This window comes from Lysinibacillus mangiferihumi (assembly GCF_003049665.1).
GTDB lineage: Bacteria > Bacillota > Bacilli > Bacillales_A > Planococcaceae > Lysinibacillus > Lysinibacillus mangiferihumi.
The window spans coordinates 24,672-41,171 of sequence record NZ_PYWM01000006.1 but is presented as its reverse complement, the minus strand read 5'-3'; the positions used below and the strand labels follow the sequence as shown (position 1 = coordinate 41,171).

16 protein-coding genes are annotated in these 16,500 nt (G+C 36.8%); 2 read left to right on the top strand and 14 right to left on the bottom strand.

Features of this window, described 5'->3' with window-relative positions:
- Window positions 1-2 precede the first annotated feature (2 nt).
- Both yycF and C9J37_RS07710 read right to left on the bottom strand, forming a co-directional pair.
- Window positions 3-716 carry a cell wall metabolism response regulator VicR gene (yycF, locus tag C9J37_RS07715; protein ID WP_024364334.1) on the bottom strand — a complete coding sequence of 238 codons (714 nt, stop codon included), beginning with the start codon at window positions 714-716 and terminating at the stop codon, window positions 3-5.
- A 202-nt stretch (window positions 717-918) separates the two neighbouring features.
- A complete protein-coding gene (locus C9J37_RS07710; protein WP_107894910.1) occupies window positions 919-2,385 on the bottom strand; it encodes a M23 family metallopeptidase in 1,467 nt (488 codons plus the stop codon).
- A 401-nt stretch (window positions 2,386-2,786) separates the two neighbouring features.
- Here C9J37_RS07710 and C9J37_RS07705 point away from each other — a divergent pair, with 401 nt between their 5' ends.
- Entirely contained in the window at window positions 2,787-3,599 is an 813-nt protein-coding gene (locus C9J37_RS07705) for a YitT family protein (RefSeq protein ID WP_167397278.1), read from the top strand.
- Between the two features lie 141 nt (window positions 3,600-3,740).
- Here C9J37_RS07705 and C9J37_RS07700 read toward each other — a convergent pair whose 3' ends face one another.
- The 11 genes from C9J37_RS07700 to rpsF all read right to left on the bottom strand — a co-directional run bounded on the left by C9J37_RS07700 (window position 3,741) and on the right by rpsF (window position 14,609).
- Complete coding sequence (locus tag C9J37_RS07700) at window positions 3,741-5,030, bottom strand: adenylosuccinate synthase (RefSeq protein WP_107894908.1); 1,290 nt, start codon at window positions 5,028-5,030, stop codon at window positions 3,741-3,743.
- 189 nt (window positions 5,031-5,219) lie between these two features.
- The gene (dnaB, locus tag C9J37_RS07695; protein ID WP_024364653.1) at window positions 5,220-6,581 is read right to left on the bottom strand and encodes a replicative DNA helicase; all 1,362 of its coding nucleotides are present in this window, start codon (window positions 6,579-6,581) and stop codon (window positions 5,220-5,222) included.
- Between the two features lie 13 nt (window positions 6,582-6,594).
- On the bottom strand, window positions 6,595-7,041 hold the full coding sequence (gene rplI, locus C9J37_RS07690) for a 50S ribosomal protein L9 (protein WP_024364652.1): 447 nt from the start codon (window positions 7,039-7,041) through the stop codon (window positions 6,595-6,597).
- Complete coding sequence (locus tag C9J37_RS07685) at window positions 7,038-9,011, bottom strand: DHH family phosphoesterase (protein WP_107894907.1); 1,974 nt, start codon at window positions 9,009-9,011, stop codon at window positions 7,038-7,040. The genes rplI and C9J37_RS07685 overlap by 4 nt, the downstream gene beginning before the upstream one ends.
- A gap of 14 nt (window positions 9,012-9,025) precedes the next feature.
- Window positions 9,026-9,967: a YybS family protein gene (locus C9J37_RS07680; protein WP_107894906.1), complete on the bottom strand. Its 942-nt coding sequence runs from the start codon at window positions 9,965-9,967 to the stop codon at window positions 9,026-9,028.
- A gap of 260 nt (window positions 9,968-10,227) precedes the next feature.
- Window positions 10,228-10,920, bottom strand: coding sequence for an ABC transporter ATP-binding protein (locus tag C9J37_RS07675; RefSeq protein WP_107894905.1), 693 nt, complete (start codon window positions 10,918-10,920; stop codon window positions 10,228-10,230).
- On the bottom strand, window positions 10,913-12,199 hold the full coding sequence (locus tag C9J37_RS07670) for a hypothetical protein (protein WP_107894904.1): 1,287 nt from the start codon (window positions 12,197-12,199) through the stop codon (window positions 10,913-10,915). The genes C9J37_RS07675 and C9J37_RS07670 overlap by 8 nt, the downstream gene beginning before the upstream one ends.
- Window positions 12,196-13,128, bottom strand: a complete 933-nt coding sequence (locus C9J37_RS07665; RefSeq protein WP_107894903.1) for a hypothetical protein — start codon at window positions 13,126-13,128, stop codon at window positions 12,196-12,198. Before C9J37_RS07665 ends, C9J37_RS07670 begins: the two co-directional genes overlap by 4 nt.
- A 297-nt stretch (window positions 13,129-13,425) precedes the next feature.
- Complete coding sequence (rpsR, locus tag C9J37_RS07660) at window positions 13,426-13,662, bottom strand: 30S ribosomal protein S18 (protein WP_024364646.1); 237 nt, start codon at window positions 13,660-13,662, stop codon at window positions 13,426-13,428.
- A 47-nt stretch (window positions 13,663-13,709) separates the two neighbouring features.
- Window positions 13,710-14,282 (bottom strand): single-stranded DNA-binding protein, encoded by a 573-nt coding sequence (gene ssb / locus C9J37_RS07655; RefSeq protein ID WP_024364645.1) that lies wholly within the window; start codon window positions 14,280-14,282, stop codon window positions 13,710-13,712.
- A 36-nt stretch (window positions 14,283-14,318) separates the two neighbouring features.
- On the bottom strand, window positions 14,319-14,609 hold the full coding sequence (rpsF, locus tag C9J37_RS07650; protein WP_024364644.1) for a 30S ribosomal protein S6: 291 nt from the start codon (window positions 14,607-14,609) through the stop codon (window positions 14,319-14,321).
- A 173-nt stretch (window positions 14,610-14,782) separates the two neighbouring features.
- On the opposite strand from rpsF, the gene C9J37_RS07645 reads away from it, so the two are divergent.
- The gene (locus tag C9J37_RS07645) at window positions 14,783-15,346 is read left to right on the top strand and encodes a DUF3267 domain-containing protein (protein ID WP_107894902.1); all 564 of its coding nucleotides are present in this window, start codon (window positions 14,783-14,785) and stop codon (window positions 15,344-15,346) included.
- Between the two features lie 26 nt (window positions 15,347-15,372).
- Here C9J37_RS07645 and C9J37_RS07640 read toward each other — a convergent pair whose 3' ends face one another.
- The gene (locus C9J37_RS07640) at window positions 15,373-16,413 is read right to left on the bottom strand and encodes an acyl-CoA dehydrogenase family protein (protein WP_107894901.1); all 1,041 of its coding nucleotides are present in this window, start codon (window positions 16,411-16,413) and stop codon (window positions 15,373-15,375) included.
- Window positions 16,414-16,500 lie beyond the last annotated feature (87 nt).

Here is a 16,500-nt window from a genome sequence, read left to right as displayed (position 1 = left end):
CTTTACTCCTGTTCAGGATTTCGTAAATAATACCCTACGCCACGTCTAGTGACAATCCATGCCGGATGACTTGGATTATCCTCTATCTTTTCACGAAGGCGACGAATCGTTACATCGACTGTACGTACGTCACCAAAATAATCGTAACCCCATACAGTTTGTAAAAGATGCTCACGCGTCATCACTTGTCCAATATGTTTTCCTAAATAATGAAGCAATTCAAACTCACGATGTGTTAATTCAATTGCTTCATCGCGCTTCATCACCTGATAAGCGTCAGGTTGGATAACAAGAGAGCCTACTACAATCTCATTGGATGTTTCCTCTTCTTCCTCTGCTGCAGGAGCTACTACTTGAAGGCGACGCATATTCGCTTTCACACGTGCGATTAACTCACGAGTACTAAATGGCTTCGTTACGTAATCATCCGCGCCCATTTCTAACCCTAATACTTTATCAATCTCTGAGCCTTTAGCGGTTAACATAATAATAGGGAAATCGTATTTTTTTCGAATTTCTCTACAAACTTCCATACCATCTCTTTTTGGTAACATTATATCTAACAGCATTAAATCTGGCTGCTCTTCCTCAACCTTTTCTAATGCTTCATCTCCATCATACGCACAAATTACTTTGTAGCCTTCTTTAATTAAATTAAACTGTAAAATATCTGCGATTGGTTTCTCATCGTCAACAACTAAAATTGTTTTACTCATACATTCTCTCCCTTTCGCTATTCATCTATTCTAAACAATGTGCATTTGTAAAGTTACTACTCTTAACTCTAACATGCTTTTTGCTTCCATGCATTATTCACGAACAGTTTCCGTATTTCGACAATTATTTCTTGGGAAATAATTTAGTTTTTTATGCTTACTATACAAAAAAGCAGCCCACTATTTGGACTGCCTTTTACAATTACTGACCTACATATGATAAAGGATTGACCAGCTCACCATTTTTCTCAACTTCAAAGTGTAAATGTGTACCTGTTGAATTTCCTGTAGAGCCCATAATTCCAATAACAGAACCTTTTTCAACAACCTGCCCAACGCTAACCTTTATAGAAGATAAGTGTCCATAAAGCGTTGTATAGCCGTTTTTATGATTAATAACAATGCGATTACCATAAGTACCCCAAACGCCAGCAGCTACTACTACGCCATTATCTGAAGCTAGTATATTGTAGTTACTAGGACGAGCAATGTCGATTCCGCGATGGATATCACCCCAACGTTGTCCCATAGCACTAGATACATAGCCTCCGACTGTTGGCCAAACAAACTCACCCGTTCCACGAGACGAGATTACTTTTGTCCCTACTACTTCAATATGATCCACTGGTTGTTGTAACACTTTTTCTTCTAAAGCTACTTTAGAGGTGCGTGTGCCATTTTCAGTCGTGATTAAGTAAGAGGTTTCCTTTTTCCCGTTAACGCCTTGTTGTTTTATAACGGACTCCCCTTTGTACATTGTAGGGTCTTCTTTCATTATTTTTTTAAATGGAATTGTATCTGTAACGGTCTTTTCTTGTTTTACTTCAATGGTTACAAATGGTTTTGCAACCGTAACATTTAGTTCTTGTCCTATTTGTAACACTGTATCTACTGTCAGACCAGGATTTAAGGCAATTAATTCAGCAGTTGTTAAATTATGTTTTTTAGCGACTGCTCCTAATACATCCCCTGATTGAATTTTATATTCCTTTTGCTCAAGGGATCCTGTCATTAAGTATTTCACTGCCTCTTCAGGCGATACAATGGCATTAGGATTTACTTTTTGTGTTACACCTGAAACACCTTGTTTAAACGCAATATTTAACAGGCGTGATTCACCAGACTGTAAAGCTGGTAATTCATTTATAGATTGTTGGTTAGCAAGTAAATCATCTAACGCTTGTTGAGAAACATATTGTAACTTTAATAAGCGAATTGTTTCTTCATAGGCTTTCGCATCTTTTAAAAATGTGATTGGCTTATTATCTACTAGTAATGCAAAGGCAGGTGATTGTGCAACTAATGATTGCTCTAATTTCGCCAAAGTTTCTGCATCCTTTGTTTCATTACTAAACACTTGCTCTGGTATTATTTTCACAACCGAGTTAGCATCGATTAATAAGTCTTTATACTGATTACTTGCTTGCTGTTCTTTCGATGCAATTATTTTTTGAACAGCTTTGTCATCAGATACAGCACCCATATATTCATTTTCTACATATACATGATATATTTTATTTAGTGTTTCTTTATGATTATTTTCTTTTGTAAAGCCTGCGCTTATTGTGAAACTAGCCATTAGTACCGCAATAATTGACACTTTTTTAAAAGAAGAAAAATTGTAGGTGAATCGATTGCTTTCTTCTTTTTTATTACAAGACGAACTCATCAATAAAGCCCCTTCCAACTTCAGCCTAACATAGGTTTAATTACCCACAAAGATTTTGCACCACTATAATGTACCATAAAGAAAATGGCGTTTGAATATTTTATCCCTTTTGTAATGAAAATGTATTATTTCTCTACTAATTGTTACATAAATCTTATATTTGATAATCTTATTCTCACTCCTTTTATTTTTAAATTAGGAAGTATTATCCTTATTATTTTGTTTTAAATGAGTATTTAAACATATTTCTTTTTACCTTTTCAATATTTCGATAAAATAGAGTAAGAGACGTATACTAGTTGATTGGAGCGATTGATTTGAGTGATTCACAGACCACTAAGGTAGCTAAAGCAAGACAGCAAAAAAAGAATACCGTTCGGAAAATAACCGCCCGAATTGTTATGGTTGCCATAGGTGCTATCATTATGGCATTAGGACTAGAGCTATTTTTAGTACCCAACCACATTATGGATGGAGGAATCGTTGGTGTTTCCATTATTACCTCGCATTTATTAAGCTTACCCCTAGGTATTTTCATCTTCGTTTTAAATTTACCTTTTATCTTTTTAGGCTATAAACAGATTGGTAAAACATTTGCACTTTCTACAGGGCTTGGCATCACAGTGCTCTCCGTAACAACAATCTTCTTACATAATCTTGAACCATTTACAACAGACACTTTACTTGCGACAGTTTTTGGTGGCATGATCTTGGGTATTGGTGTCGGTATCGTTATACGTTACGGTGGTTCTTTAGATGGAACTGAAATTTTAGCCATTTTATTTAATAGAAAATCTCCATTCTCAGTCGGAGAAATTATTATGTTCTTCAATGTACTGATCTTTACCATTGCAGGTTTTGTTTTCACATGGGAGCAAGCTATGTACTCTATCATTGCCTATTATATAGCCTATAAAATGATTGATATTGTTATACAAGGGATGGAAGAGTCAAAATCTGTTTATATTATCAGTGATGAAATTGAAGAAATTGGTCAAACTATTATGGATCGACTTGGTCGTGGGGTCACTTTTCTTCACGGGGAGGGGGCCTACACAGGCAACGACAAAAAAGTTATTTTTACCGTTATTACACGCTTGGAAGAATCAAAATTGAAAACAATTGTCGCGGAAATAGACGACCATGCATTCCTTGCAATAGGGAATATTGCAGAAGTTAAAGGTGGCCGCTTCAAGAAGAAGGATATTCACTAAAAGAGCCTTAAAAAGCGCGTACCAATTACGGCACGCGCTTTTATCTTTAGTATGTTTAGAAACCAGTTGATTGCAGCGGAGGGCGGGCGACTCCTGCGGGAACGCACAGCACGTAGCGGAAATCAACAACGTTAGTATTGATTATGCTTCCCAAATATCTACTAATACATTTGTTTGTTCACGACCAGGGCCGACAGAGAAGGTAGCAATTTGAATGCCCGTTAATTCACTTACACGTTCTACATAGCGTCGTGCATTCTCTGGTAACTCTTCTAATGTGCGGCAGCCTGTAACATCTTCTGACCAGCCTGGAAGCTCCTCATAAATAGGTTCACATTGTTCAATAATATGAAGATTTGCTGGGTACTCTGTAATTGTTTCATCTTTATATTTATAAGCTGTACAGATTTTTACAGTGTCTAAACCTGATAAAACATCAATTGAATTTAATGCTAAATGCGTAATACCACTTACACGGCGTGAATGGCGAACGACAACTGTATCAAACCAGCCTACACGACGAGGGCGTCCAGTCGTTGTACCGTATTCGCGACCTACTTCACGAATTTGCTGGCCAACTTCGTCAAATAATTCAGTTGGGAATGGGCCATCTCCTACACGTGATGTATAGGCTTTACATACTCCAATAACACTTGAAACTTTTGATGGGCCAATACCTGCACCAATTGCTACACCACCAGCAACAGGGTTTGAAGAAGTAACAAATGGATAAGTCCCTTGATCGACATCAAGTAAAATACCTTGCGCCCCTTCAAATAATACTTTGCCACCTTCATCTAATACATCATTTAAAATTTTTGAAGTATCTGTAACATATTTTGCGATTTCTTGTCCATAACCGTAATATTCTTCGAAGATTTCTTCGAATGTTACACCCTCTACTTCATAAAATTTCTCGAACAACTTATTTTTAATTGCTAAATTATGACGTAGTTTTTCTTCAAATACTTCTTTATCTAATAAATCAGCCATACGGATACCAATCCGTGCTACTTTATCTTGATAGCAAGGTCCGATACCTTTACAAGTTGTACCGATTTTGTTATCGCCACGGCTTTCTTCATCTGCGATATCTTGTTTAATATGATATGGTAAAATGACATGGGCACGATTTGAAATACGAAGATTATCTGTATTGATGCCTCGTTCCTGAAGTCCTTTTAACTCTGTTACAAGTGATTTTGGGTTAACAACCATCCCATTCCCCATTACAGACGTTTTCTCTTTGTAGAAAATACCTGATGGGATTAAATGTAGCTTATATGTTTCACCATTAATTTTAATGGTATGTCCAGCGTTATCGCCACCTGCAAAGCGGGCAATAGCATCTGCCTTTTGTGAAAGGAAATCTGTAATTTTACCTTTACCTTCGTCTCCCCACTGTGTTCCTACAACTACAACTGATGTCATAATCAGCACCTCCGTTAGATACGTATTGTATCTCATTAATCAAGCCGTAAATTATTGTAACAATGTTAGAAACAACTCGTCAATAAAAAAATAGTTAAAAACACGAACATAAAATCAATTACTATGATTTAACGTTCGTGTTTAATGACGGAATGGTATGAATATTATCTCATTTCTAGATAAATATTACTAATCACGTGGTGGCGGTGGTGGCATCTGTGACCAATCCACGTTTATAAATTTATTGAATTCCTTTTTAAAAGCAAGTGTAACTGTTCCTGTAGGACCGTTACGCTGTTTAGCAATAATAATTTCAATCATATTTTTACTCTCGGACTCTTTATCGTAATAGTCATCACGATATAAGAAGGCAACAATATCGGCATCCTGCTCAATACTTCCTGATTCACGCAAGTCACTCATCATTGGTCGCTTATCCTGACGTTGCTCTACACCACGCGAAAGCTGTGATAGTGCAATTACTGGTACCTTTAACTCACGCGCTAATCCTTTTAACGAACGTGAGATTTCTGATACTTCTTGTTGACGGTTTTCTCCAGGCTTCCCACTACCCTGAATAAGCTGTAAGTAATCGATTAGAATCATTCCAAGTCCATGCTCTTGAGCTAAACGTCTACACTTTGCTCGAATTTCATTGATACGGACACCTGGCGTGTCATCAATAAAAATACCTGAATTCGATAAACTTCCCATTGCCATCGTTAGTTTACCCCAATCTTCGGTAGTTAAAGCACCTGTACGTAAAACTTGTGCATCAATATTTCCTTCGGCACATAGCATACGCATGACAAGCTGCTCAGCACCCATCTCTAATGAGAAGATGGCAACATTTTCACGTGCTTGTACAGCTACACTTTGTGCAACATTTAACGCAAAAGCCGTTTTCCCTACAGAAGGTCGTGCTGCAACAATAATCAAGTCATTGCGTTGGAAGCCTGCTGTAATATGGTCTAAATCACGGAAGCCTGTTGGAATACCTGTTACATCACCTTTACGGGATTGAAGCTGCTCGATATTATCGAATGTCTCGACTAAAACATCTTTTACATGTTTAAAGTCGCCAGCATTTTTGCGGTTGGCGACCTCCATCATTTTCTTCTCTGCTTCGCCGAGTAATGCCTCTACCTCGTCCTCACGTGTGTAGCCGTCTTCAACTATTTTTGTAGCTACACGGATTAAACGACGTAATAACGCTTTTTCCTCAACGATTTTGGCATAGTGAGCAACGTTTGCTGCCGTAGGGACAGCATTGGCGAGCTCTAGTAAATACGATAGCCCGCCAACATCCTCAATCTCTTTTTTTGCTGATAATTCCTCAGTAACTGTTACAACATCTATCGCTTTTCCTTGATCACTTAAACGCAACATTGTCTCAAAAATCTTCTTATGCGCGTTTTGGTAAAAATCATCAGCTAACAGAATTTCCGATGCTGTGATTAGTGCCTGTGGTTCTAGAAAAATTGCACCGATAACCGATTGCTCCGCTTCCCGGTTATGCGGTGGAACGCGGTCTATCATCGGTTCGTTCATGGATAGTCGCCCCTTATTCTTCCGTTACTTGTACTTTTAATGTCGCTGATACTTCGTGATGTAGTTTTACAGGTACATTTGTAAAGCCTAGTGCACGGATGCCATCAGGTAAAGTCATTTTGCGTTTATCAATTTTAATGCCATGTACTTTTTGCAGTGCTTCTGCAATTTGTTTTGTCGAAACTGAACCAAATAAGCGTCCACCATCTCCTGATTTCGCTTTTAACTCCACTGTTAATGCTTCTAGCTTTTCTTTTAAAGCTTGTGCTTCAGCTAATTCTGCTGCTGCGTTTTTTTCTTCTAGTTTCTTTTGACCTTGTAATTGGCTCATTGCTTGTGCATTTGCTTCTGCAGCATAACCGTTTTTAATTAGGAAGTTTTGTGCATAGCCATCTGCTACATTTTTTACTTCCCCTTTTTTTCCTTTACCTTTAACATCTTTTAAAAATACTACTTTCATAATTCAGAACTCCCTTCGAGTACCTCATATATGGCCTCTTCTAAATATTTTTTTACTTCACCAATGGAAAGTGCTTCTATTTGGCAAGCCGCATTTGTTAAATGCCCGCCACCGCCGAGCCTTTCCATGATAAGCTGTACATTTACTTCTCCTAATGACCTTGCACTAATACCAATTTTACCATCTGCACGATGCGCAATGACAAAAGATGCGTTTACATCTTTCATCGTTAGTAAAATATCAGCCGTTTGTGCGATTAATACAGAATCATAAATTTTTGAATCTTCACCTACGGCTAGTGCGATGCCAGGCTTCACGAATTTCACAGTTTGCACAATTTTCGAACGTTCAATATACGTATGGATGTCTTCTTTTAAAAGTCTTTGTACTAAAACTGTATCGGCTCCATTTGTTCGTAAATAAGAAGCTGCCTCAAAAGTACGGGCACCTGTACGAAGTGTAAAACTCTTTGTATCAACAATAATCCCCGCTAATAGCGCTGTCGCTTCTAGCATATTAATTTTTGCCCGCTTTGGCTGATACTCTAATAACTCAGTAACAAGCTCTGCTGTAGACGAAGCATAAGGCTCCATATACACAAGCGTTGGATTTTCAATAAAGTCTTCACTACGACGATGATGGTCGATTACGACTACCTTTTCCGCAAGCTTTAATAAGTATGGATCAATGACTAAATTCGGCTTATGTGTATCTACAATAATAAGTAAGGATTTTTCAGTCATTTTTGTAGCCACTTCTTCTGGCGTTAAGAAGTGCTCGTAGAAATCGGATTTACTTTCAATTTCATTCATTAAACGTGTGACACTACCGTTTAGTTCATCAAAATTAATGACGACATAGCCTTTTACATCATTCATTTGAGCCATTTTGCGAACCCCAACAGATGCACCAATAGAGTCCATATCAGGATTTTTATGTCCCATAACAAACACTTGGTCACTGTCTTGTATTAAATCACGTAGTGCATGTGAGATAACCCGCGCCCTAACACGTGTACGTTTTTCAACAGGGTTGGTTTTCCCTCCATAGAACTTGAGCTTTCCTGTAGGTTGTTTGATGGCTACCTGATCCCCACCACGACCTAAAACAAGATCCAAACTCGATTGGGCTAATTCACCAAGTTCCACTAGTGAAGAAGAGCCAGCACCAACACCAATACTTAACGTTAGTGAAAGGTTTTTTTGTGCTGTCTTTTCACGAATTGTATCTAAAATAGCAAATTTTTTCTTTTCTAGTTCTGTTAAAATCGATTCATTTAAAACCGCTAAAAAACGATCCGATGAAATTCGTTTGACAAATATTCCATGCTCCGCTGCCCAGTCATTGACAATAGACGTTACCATCGTATTAGTTAAGCTACGCGGCTGGTCATCCATTGCTTGTGTAATTTCATCATAGTTATCGACAAATAAAATAGCAATAACTGTACGATCTGCAAAGTATTGTTTTTCAATTGCAATTTGCTCTGTAATATCGAAGAAATATAGTAGACGCTCCTCTTCCTTGTAAAAGACACGATATTTACGATCACGAAGCGTAATCGTTGCTTCTTTTGTTTCCTCGGTCTTCATCAGTACGTAGATGTCGTCGGATATATTGACAATTCCTTCACCCACTAACGCCTCATTATTTAATACATTTTGCATATATGGGTTTGACCACTCAATTTCGTATTCCTCATTGACGAGCAATATCCCAATCGGCATTTCAAGTAATGCCTCTTCCCCAACCTTTTTCATACGGAAGGAAATGGATTCTATATGCTTTTCGGTCTCTTCAAAAGTAGCTTTTTCAATTTTCCATGTGTAGGCCATTAACAATGCAAAGCCTACTCCATAGCCAATACCAATCGCGATATTCCAAATACAAAGAAGCGCGAACGTCACAATGCCAAAAATGGAAAGAACAAAAAGCGGATAGCGGATTGGTCGTTTTCTAAAAGTCCCCATTACTCATCAGCCCCTTATTCCTTAGTCTTCCCTTTCACAAGTGAACGCACGTCGAAACCTAAATCTATAATACCGAGTAAAATAATGAATGATGAAAGTGGAATAGCTAAAATGGTAGCTATCCATTTGACAACACTCGGCATTCCTTTCGTCGCAATGAAATAATGAATAAATGATATTCCTTGAAGAATTAATAAAAGCCACAAAATATAAGACACATTTAATACAATAATATCTAGCATAGAGCCCGCTTCTGGACGTATAAATAGATTAATACACAAAATAATCATGTAGTACCATAAAATAGAGCGTGGAAGTCGCATATTTTCATATGCTGGGAATTTTGGTACTGCTAAACCTAATCGTTTTAAAATAGGTAAATTTAATGTAATGATAATAAATGCTATTAAAAATGCAAAGATTGTTACTGTTGAAGGTATTGTTAGCTCAATTATGTTAAGCATAGCCTCCATTTGTTCAGGTTGAATAGCGATTTGACCTGTCATACTTTTAGCAAGCTCGTTGGATTGCTCATAACTATCTCGGGCAATTTTCAAGCTCATTTCAATCACGTTAATTCCCGCTAATTGCACATAGGCTAAATAGACAAGTGCTGACCATAAAAGTACCGCGATACCAGATGACATGAATAAATAAAGTTTGCTCTTCTTTAATTGAATTGCATTACCTATGATTACCCCAAGTAACGCCATAATAAAGGCGAATGGTAGCATAAACAGTCCACTCGTTAGCACAGTTAATATACAACCTACAACTGCGACGAGTATTGATGAGGAACGCTTGTAATTTGCGCTATACCAAGCAATTGGTAATGGAGTAAATAGTAAGGCTACTAAAGAAACAATTGGTACATATGCTGAAGCAATCATTAAGATTGTAAACATTGCAACCATCACCGAGCCTTGTACAAGCGCCTTTGTTTGATTATTCGGCATTGAAAACCTTCCTTTTTATCAGTCAAACTTACTAAACTTTATTGTACCATTTTTTCACCTTATTGAACAAAAAACGCTAAGAACGTCTAAAGGCTTTTTGATGAATTAATGACAAAAGTAAAGTTTCCTTATCAAAATAGGATAATGGTATGGAGTTTTACTATATTTGGGGCAAAAAAATCACAACAGATAAAGGCGAAATTAAAAAATGAGTCCGGTACAATACCGAACTCAAAATACCAAAATTCACCGAGTAATGGCTACATATCGCCCACCGTTTGAACGTTCAAAAAAATCCCCTCCGGACTCATCCTATATTCTTTATCTGCATATTGAGAACTTAAGTGACTATGAGTAGCCATAACGATAGTCGTTCCACTTTCAGACAGCCTTTTAAAAAGGTGAAACACTAAAATTGTCGTATCGTCGTCCAATGATCCAGTAGGCTCATCAGCTATCAACAATATAGGCTTTTTAATAAGTGCTCTGATGACTCCTACTCGTTGTCTTTCTCCCCCAGATAACTTGTCAATTTTCTTATCAAGTAAATGATTAATTTTTAAACAGGCACTTAGTTCATCGATATATGCCGTGATTTGCTTTTGATTATAGTTGCCTAATAATAATGGCACTACGATATTTTCCCGTACTGTAAGGTTGCGAATCATTGGATTGTATTGTGAAATGTATCCGATTCGACTGCCTCTTATTTCCGAAAGTTCATTAAGATTTTGGGCATGCATTTCTATACAATCCAAAATATATTTACCACTATCCGCTTTTTCCAGTCCAGCTAATATATTTAAAAGTGTGCTTTTACCGACGCCACTTGGCCCTTTTATAGAAATGAATTGATTGTTAACAATTTCTAAATTAATGTGATGTAATATTATTTTTTCATTATACGCCTTTACGATGTTATCTAAAGAAATAAAGCTTATGATTTTAATCACCCTTTAACTTTTCAATGATATTCGTCGTTGCTAATAATTGATTCACTAATATATAAACTACGACATGGAATAACAACCAAACCAAGAACCCGGAAATTAATAAAATTGATAGTAGCGTAATGTCTTGCATAAATAGAACGGTGCACAACAATGCCAATCCTATACTAATGCCATTGAGGATTGAAAATTCGAGTTGTATAGTTTTTTTGATTTTATTATTTGTAACACCACTCATAATGTAAACTAAATACGTATCGAATTGTCTTTTTATGAAACTCTTAACGAACAAATAGAAAGCACACAAACTGAATATAAACACAACACTAGATATTGTATAAATAAGTGTTTGATTGGCATCAACCATTTTGTATAAAAGATTCACTGATAGCGAATTCGCACCAATAATTTGATAATCAGTGAAATTCGTAACTTTTTCTATGTCTGCAACTTCCTTTCTTACCTCAAGCGCGTTTAAGTTGGTCATTAAATAACCACCCATGTTACTTAATAGAAGTGCGCGAAAGAATATTTCATCTACCTCTGTTTTTTGTAACAACTTAGAAGGTTGTTCAGAAAGCGACATGGAAGGCAGTAGGATGTAGCGATTGAGCACTTGCTGCGGTTCAAGATTAGTGAAAATAAATGAATTTTCCTTTGCAAAACCGACTACTCGCCCGACAAATTTTTCATAATAATAATGAAGCTCTAATTGGTCATTTAACTTATAGTATTGACGATAGTCAGAGCCGAGAATGACCGGTATTTCATTTTTTCCTGCTATGTAGACATAAGCAGAATCATCAAATGGCTGTCCTTCCATCAGTTCAACGACATTATAATCAAATACGGATTTCGTAACTTGCATCGATTTAGAGAATTGATAAAACTCCCCATCATACTCGTATAAATCATTATTGGAACCCACTTCATAATAGGCGGCGAACTTCTTATCAGGGGGATATTGTTTTAAGCCTACTGGCTGCGATACGGCATTATAAAAGACCACTTTACTATTTTCAAATACCCGATTATTAAAATCATGGAGGATATCATAGTTTTTTACATCTTTAAAAAATTCAATTTCTCTTTCACCGATTAAATTATCCGTAATCTGATAGATATTGTAGTTATGCAATTTACTTGCTGAATGTATTTCTATTTTTGAAATATTTATATTCACTAACAGCACAAATAGAACGACAGAAAATAGAAATGAAAGTAACCCTATTAACAACATAAACCATTTTTTATTTTTCAGTAGAAGTCTAGCTGTATTCAAAACAATCTTACTCCTTTTTTAATCAAGGACTTTGTCATTAGTAGACAGGCTAAAAAATACACTATAAATGTTACTAATATATAGAAAACAGATACGTAGTACCACTGATTCCCCCAAATCGTATAGAAATGGTTAAACGCTTTTAATGATAAAAATTCCAATAACATTATTACGAATAGCGCAATGAATTCTAATTTAAACACTTTAAGAAATATGAGTTGCCATTTCCCGCCTGCTAAAAACAATATTTGAACAATTGGCTTTTTACTTTGAATGGAATAATGGATCGTAACAGCTTGCGCAATAATGACAAACAGTACAGAAATGAGTAAGAACACATTTAAAAGAACATTTGACTTTAATATGGCAGTTCCTCTATCCTCGTTTTCAAGTAGCTGATAACTCGTATTAGGAAATATTTTTTCAATTAATTGATGTGGATTGCCACTTTCCACATTGAGAATAAACTTCGTTCCATTTTTCAAGTTGATTTGTTGAGACATGACTATATACCATGCCTCTCTATTTAAGTAAGAGGATGGTGTGTCAAATTGTCCAATAACGAGGCTTTTCATATTTCTTGACAGTGCCTCTTCAGGAAAAACATCACCTGTAATTATATAATCTGTTGACAGTGGTTGTTTTTGATAGTTTATAGGTGGTAACTTTACCGATGGATGAAAATAAATATATTTTAATTGTGGATTGTCGAGTTTATATTGCATTAACAAATATGGTTCTTCTAAGTCGATGTCTAGAGAAGACGCTTCTGTATTTACAATGAATTCAACAGCATTTTTATTGATATAGCGATTGTTAATCATATTGGTATAGCTAACAGAGTCCAGCATATAAAGCAAGGAAGCGGCGCTAGTAAACAATAGGAACGTTAGTAACAAAAATCTACTAGATACTAAATAGTTCTTCACTTTGTTTTTCCTTCATTGCAAGAAAGAGATAATCAATTGATTATCTGTTCATGTATCCATTTTGTAGTTTTCAAATTTAACACCCCTTAATTAATTTGATAATTTTCAATTTTATAATAATTTAAAGTGTATTTATCTGTCAATATTCCAACTTTAATAAAAATTGATAGTTTTAATGGTGGTGTTTATTTATACATCTATAGAAATCTGCCACCGTTTTTGGGGTTTGTCCTGTATCGATTTTCCAGGAAATAAAAAAGCACAACAAGGCATTAAACCTTGTTGTGCTCAATCATCTTATTTATCTTCAGATACGAATGGAAGTAATCCCATAATACGAGAAACTTTGATAGCTGAAGTTAATTTACGTTGGTACTTAGCGCTAGTGCCAGTTACGCGACGTGGTAAAATTTTACCGCGCTCAGAGATGAATTTTTTTAATAAATCCACATCTTTATAGTCGATATGCGTAATGTTATTAGATGTAAAATAGCAAACTTTACGGCGTTTGCGGCCTCCGCGACGTGGTGCCATAGTGATGTCTCCTCCTTATAAGTTTATAGTTTTTGTAGCTCGAAGAATTAGAATGGAAGATCGTCTTCTGATACTTCAATCGGTCCCTTGCTATTCGCAAATGGATCTTCGTCTACTCGTGTATAGTTCGGCTGATTCATCGGTGGTTGATTTTGCTGATAAGAAGCACCGCCGCCAAATGAACCTTGCTGAGGCATCGCGCCACCATACTGTTGTTGTGGTTGTCCACCGCCATATGACGGCTGGCTATTAGCGTAAGATTGTCCGCCGTATTGGTTGGATGCAGGAGCACCTCCACCACTACGAGGCTCTAAAAACTGTACGCTATCTGCCACAACATCAGTTGTATATACACGCTTACCATCTTGTCCTTCATAGCTACCTGTTTGGATACGACCTTCTACTCCAATTAAACTTCCTTTTTTCATGAAGTTCGCTAAGTTTTCAGCCTGTTTACGCCAAGCAACACAGCTAATGAAATCTGCTTCTTTTTCACCTTGTTGGTTTGAGAATGTACGATTCACAGCAACTGTAAATCGAGTAGACGCAATACCATTTGGTGTGTAGCGCAGCTCAGGGTCTTTTGTTAGTCTTCCAACTAATACGACACGATTTATCATCAGAATGCAACCTCCTTTTCAGCATTTTGTTTAAAATTATTTTGCTTCTTCGCGTACTGCAATGTGACGAATGATATCTTCGCTGATGTTAGCAAGACGTGTGTATTCGTTGATTGCTTCTGAAGGAGCGTTTACTTTCACGATTTGGTAGTAACCTTCGCGGAAGTCTTGGATCTCGTAAGCTAAGCGGCGTTTGCCCCACTCTTTTGCTTCGATGACTTCAGCACCGTTAGAAGTTAAGATTTCGTTGAAACGTTCAACTAAAGCTTTCTTCGCTTCGTCTTCAATGTTTGGACGTACGATGTACATTAATTCGTATTTTCTCATCTGTTTACACCTCCTTATGGACTCAGGCTCTCCTGTTTGCAGGGAGCAAGGAGTAAGTAATAAATATTACTCACATCAATGAATTGTAACACATTGGCATCTGTCTTTCAAGTCGCAATCAAATAATTCATTCGATATAATGAAGATTACTAATTTCATGAAGGAGGACTTCTATGTTACCCGATCAAAAACCCGAAGTAATTGAATTAGATATTAAGAAACTAATGATGGATAGTGTTGTTATTACTAGTGGCCTCGCTATTTTATTTGTTGCCATACAATTCATTTGTATGAAGGAGTTTCAAATTTCGGTTTGGCAAATGCTAAGTGGATTTATCCTTTTTGTCGTACTTTATATCGTGCTTATCATATTGCATGAAGCCTTTCATTTAATAGGCTTTATGCTCTTTGGTGGCGTGCCTTTTAAATCGCTAAAATACGGTATTAACTTAGAGCTTGGGGTAGCCTATGCAACGACCGACAAACCTCTCCCTAATTATGCAATGAAAAAGGCGTTGTTATTACCATTTTGGACAACTGGTATTGTGCCAACCATTGCTGGCTTTTACTTTAACAGTACCATCCTACTACTTGCAGGTGCCTTTTTAATTGGCGGAGCAGTCGGAGATTTCGCCATGTATAAGGAATTACGCAAATATCCTAAACATGCTCTTGTAGAGGACGATCCTCAGTTACCAAAGCTTTATGTTTATCCTCCACAGAAAACGGATAAGTAATAGCTATCTTCTAGGAGCATAAGTTGTTATGGTGTTAAAAATCCATGTTGTGCAGCTGTACATAAATTTCTCCAAATGCGATTAATGGTTGCTGTTTCAATAATAGCGTCCATTCCGAGACTGCGAATAATATTATTGGCAATGTCCACGCAGTCAGCTGCACTTTCTTTGCTCATTTCCGTAAACTGTTGGTATTCTTGCTCTGTCAGTTCAACTTCCTGTTTATGTTTTTGCCAATAGATTGTCAACATAGCGTAAAATTGTTCTTCAATCTGTCTAAAACGCTTTAGTTGTTGCATATAAAGAAACCGCAATGCGCCAATACGTTCTGTGCGATGGGATTCTTTATTTTTTCGTTCAATGACAGTAGCAGCCTCCTCTAAGAAATTCTCCGTAATGCCCAGACAAACACTTAAAAAAGAAGCCTCTGCAAAAGTGCCGAACGGAAAACGATAGACAGCATTATCATAATTATTTTTACAAATACCTAATTGGAATGTTTGATCGAATGGTATCCATACATCTTGTACTCGAATTGTATGGCTTGCTGTTGCTTTTAGACCCATCGCTTGCCAATCATTGATAATTTCTACTAGCTCCCGGCTCACCGCGCAACTAATGATTTTATCTGTCAGCATACCATCTTCTTTAATAAAGCAATTCATGGTAAATGTTGTTGCATAGTCAGCACCACTACAATACTTCCACTGCCCTGTTACCGAATAACCGCTGTCCATTTTTACGGCTGTACCTGTAGGGTAGCCGCTCCCTGCTATTACTGCATCGCTTGGTGAAAAAATCTCTTCAGCTATTTCTTGCTTAAACGTTGGCACAAACATATTACCGCCTGTTCCTATTGTCACAAGCCAGCCAAAGTTCCCATCGATAGCAGACATGCGCTGAAATACTTTTATTCCTTCGAGTAAGTCTAAATCTTTACCACCTAACTCTTTTGCTATAAACAATTTAAACAATCGTTGCTCATAAATGATTTCTAATATTTCTTGTGGTAACTTTCCTAACTGTTCGATTTCTAAAGCCCGCTTTTTTATTTCTACTATGTTCATAATATCCCCCTTTAGAAATTGAAAATTCTGATATCTATATAACCAAAAATAGGCTATCCCAAACATGAAAAGATTCGCTAGGAGATA

What these genes read in the sequence shown, in the direction of transcription:
- yycF (WP_024364334.1), bottom strand. Translation starts at nt 716, where the DNA reads ATGAGTAAAACAATTTTAGTTGTTGACGATGAGAAACCAATCGCAGAT.
- C9J37_RS07710 (WP_107894910.1), bottom strand. Translation starts at nt 2,385, where the DNA reads ATGAGTTCGTCTTGTAATAAAAAAGAAGAAAGCAATCGATTCACCTAC.
- C9J37_RS07705 (WP_167397278.1), top strand. Translation starts at nt 2,787, where the DNA reads ATGGTTGCCATAGGTGCTATCATTATGGCATTAGGACTAGAGCTATTT.
- C9J37_RS07700 (WP_107894908.1), bottom strand. Translation starts at nt 5,030, where the DNA reads ATGACATCAGTTGTAGTTGTAGGAACACAGTGGGGAGACGAAGGTAAA.
- dnaB (WP_024364653.1), bottom strand. Translation starts at nt 6,581, where the DNA reads ATGAACGAACCGATGATAGACCGCGTTCCACCGCATAACCGGGAAGCG.
- rplI (WP_024364652.1), bottom strand. Translation starts at nt 7,041, where the DNA reads ATGAAAGTAGTATTTTTAAAAGATGTTAAAGGTAAAGGAAAAAAAGGG.
- C9J37_RS07685 (WP_107894907.1), bottom strand. Translation starts at nt 9,011, where the DNA reads ATGGGGACTTTTAGAAAACGACCAATCCGCTATCCGCTTTTTGTTCTT.
- C9J37_RS07680 (WP_107894906.1), bottom strand. Translation starts at nt 9,967, where the DNA reads ATGCCGAATAATCAAACAAAGGCGCTTGTACAAGGCTCGGTGATGGTT.
- rpsR (WP_024364646.1), bottom strand. Translation starts at nt 13,662, where the DNA reads ATGGCACCACGTCGCGGAGGCCGCAAACGCCGTAAAGTTTGCTATTTT.
- ssb (WP_024364645.1), bottom strand. Translation starts at nt 14,282, where the DNA reads ATGATAAATCGTGTCGTATTAGTTGGAAGACTAACAAAAGACCCTGAG.
- rpsF (WP_024364644.1), bottom strand. Translation starts at nt 14,609, where the DNA reads ATGAGAAAATACGAATTAATGTACATCGTACGTCCAAACATTGAAGAC.
- C9J37_RS07645 (WP_107894902.1), top strand. Translation starts at nt 14,783, where the DNA reads ATGTTACCCGATCAAAAACCCGAAGTAATTGAATTAGATATTAAGAAA.
- C9J37_RS07640 (WP_107894901.1), bottom strand. Translation starts at nt 16,413, where the DNA reads ATGAACATAGTAGAAATAAAAAAGCGGGCTTTAGAAATCGAACAGTTA.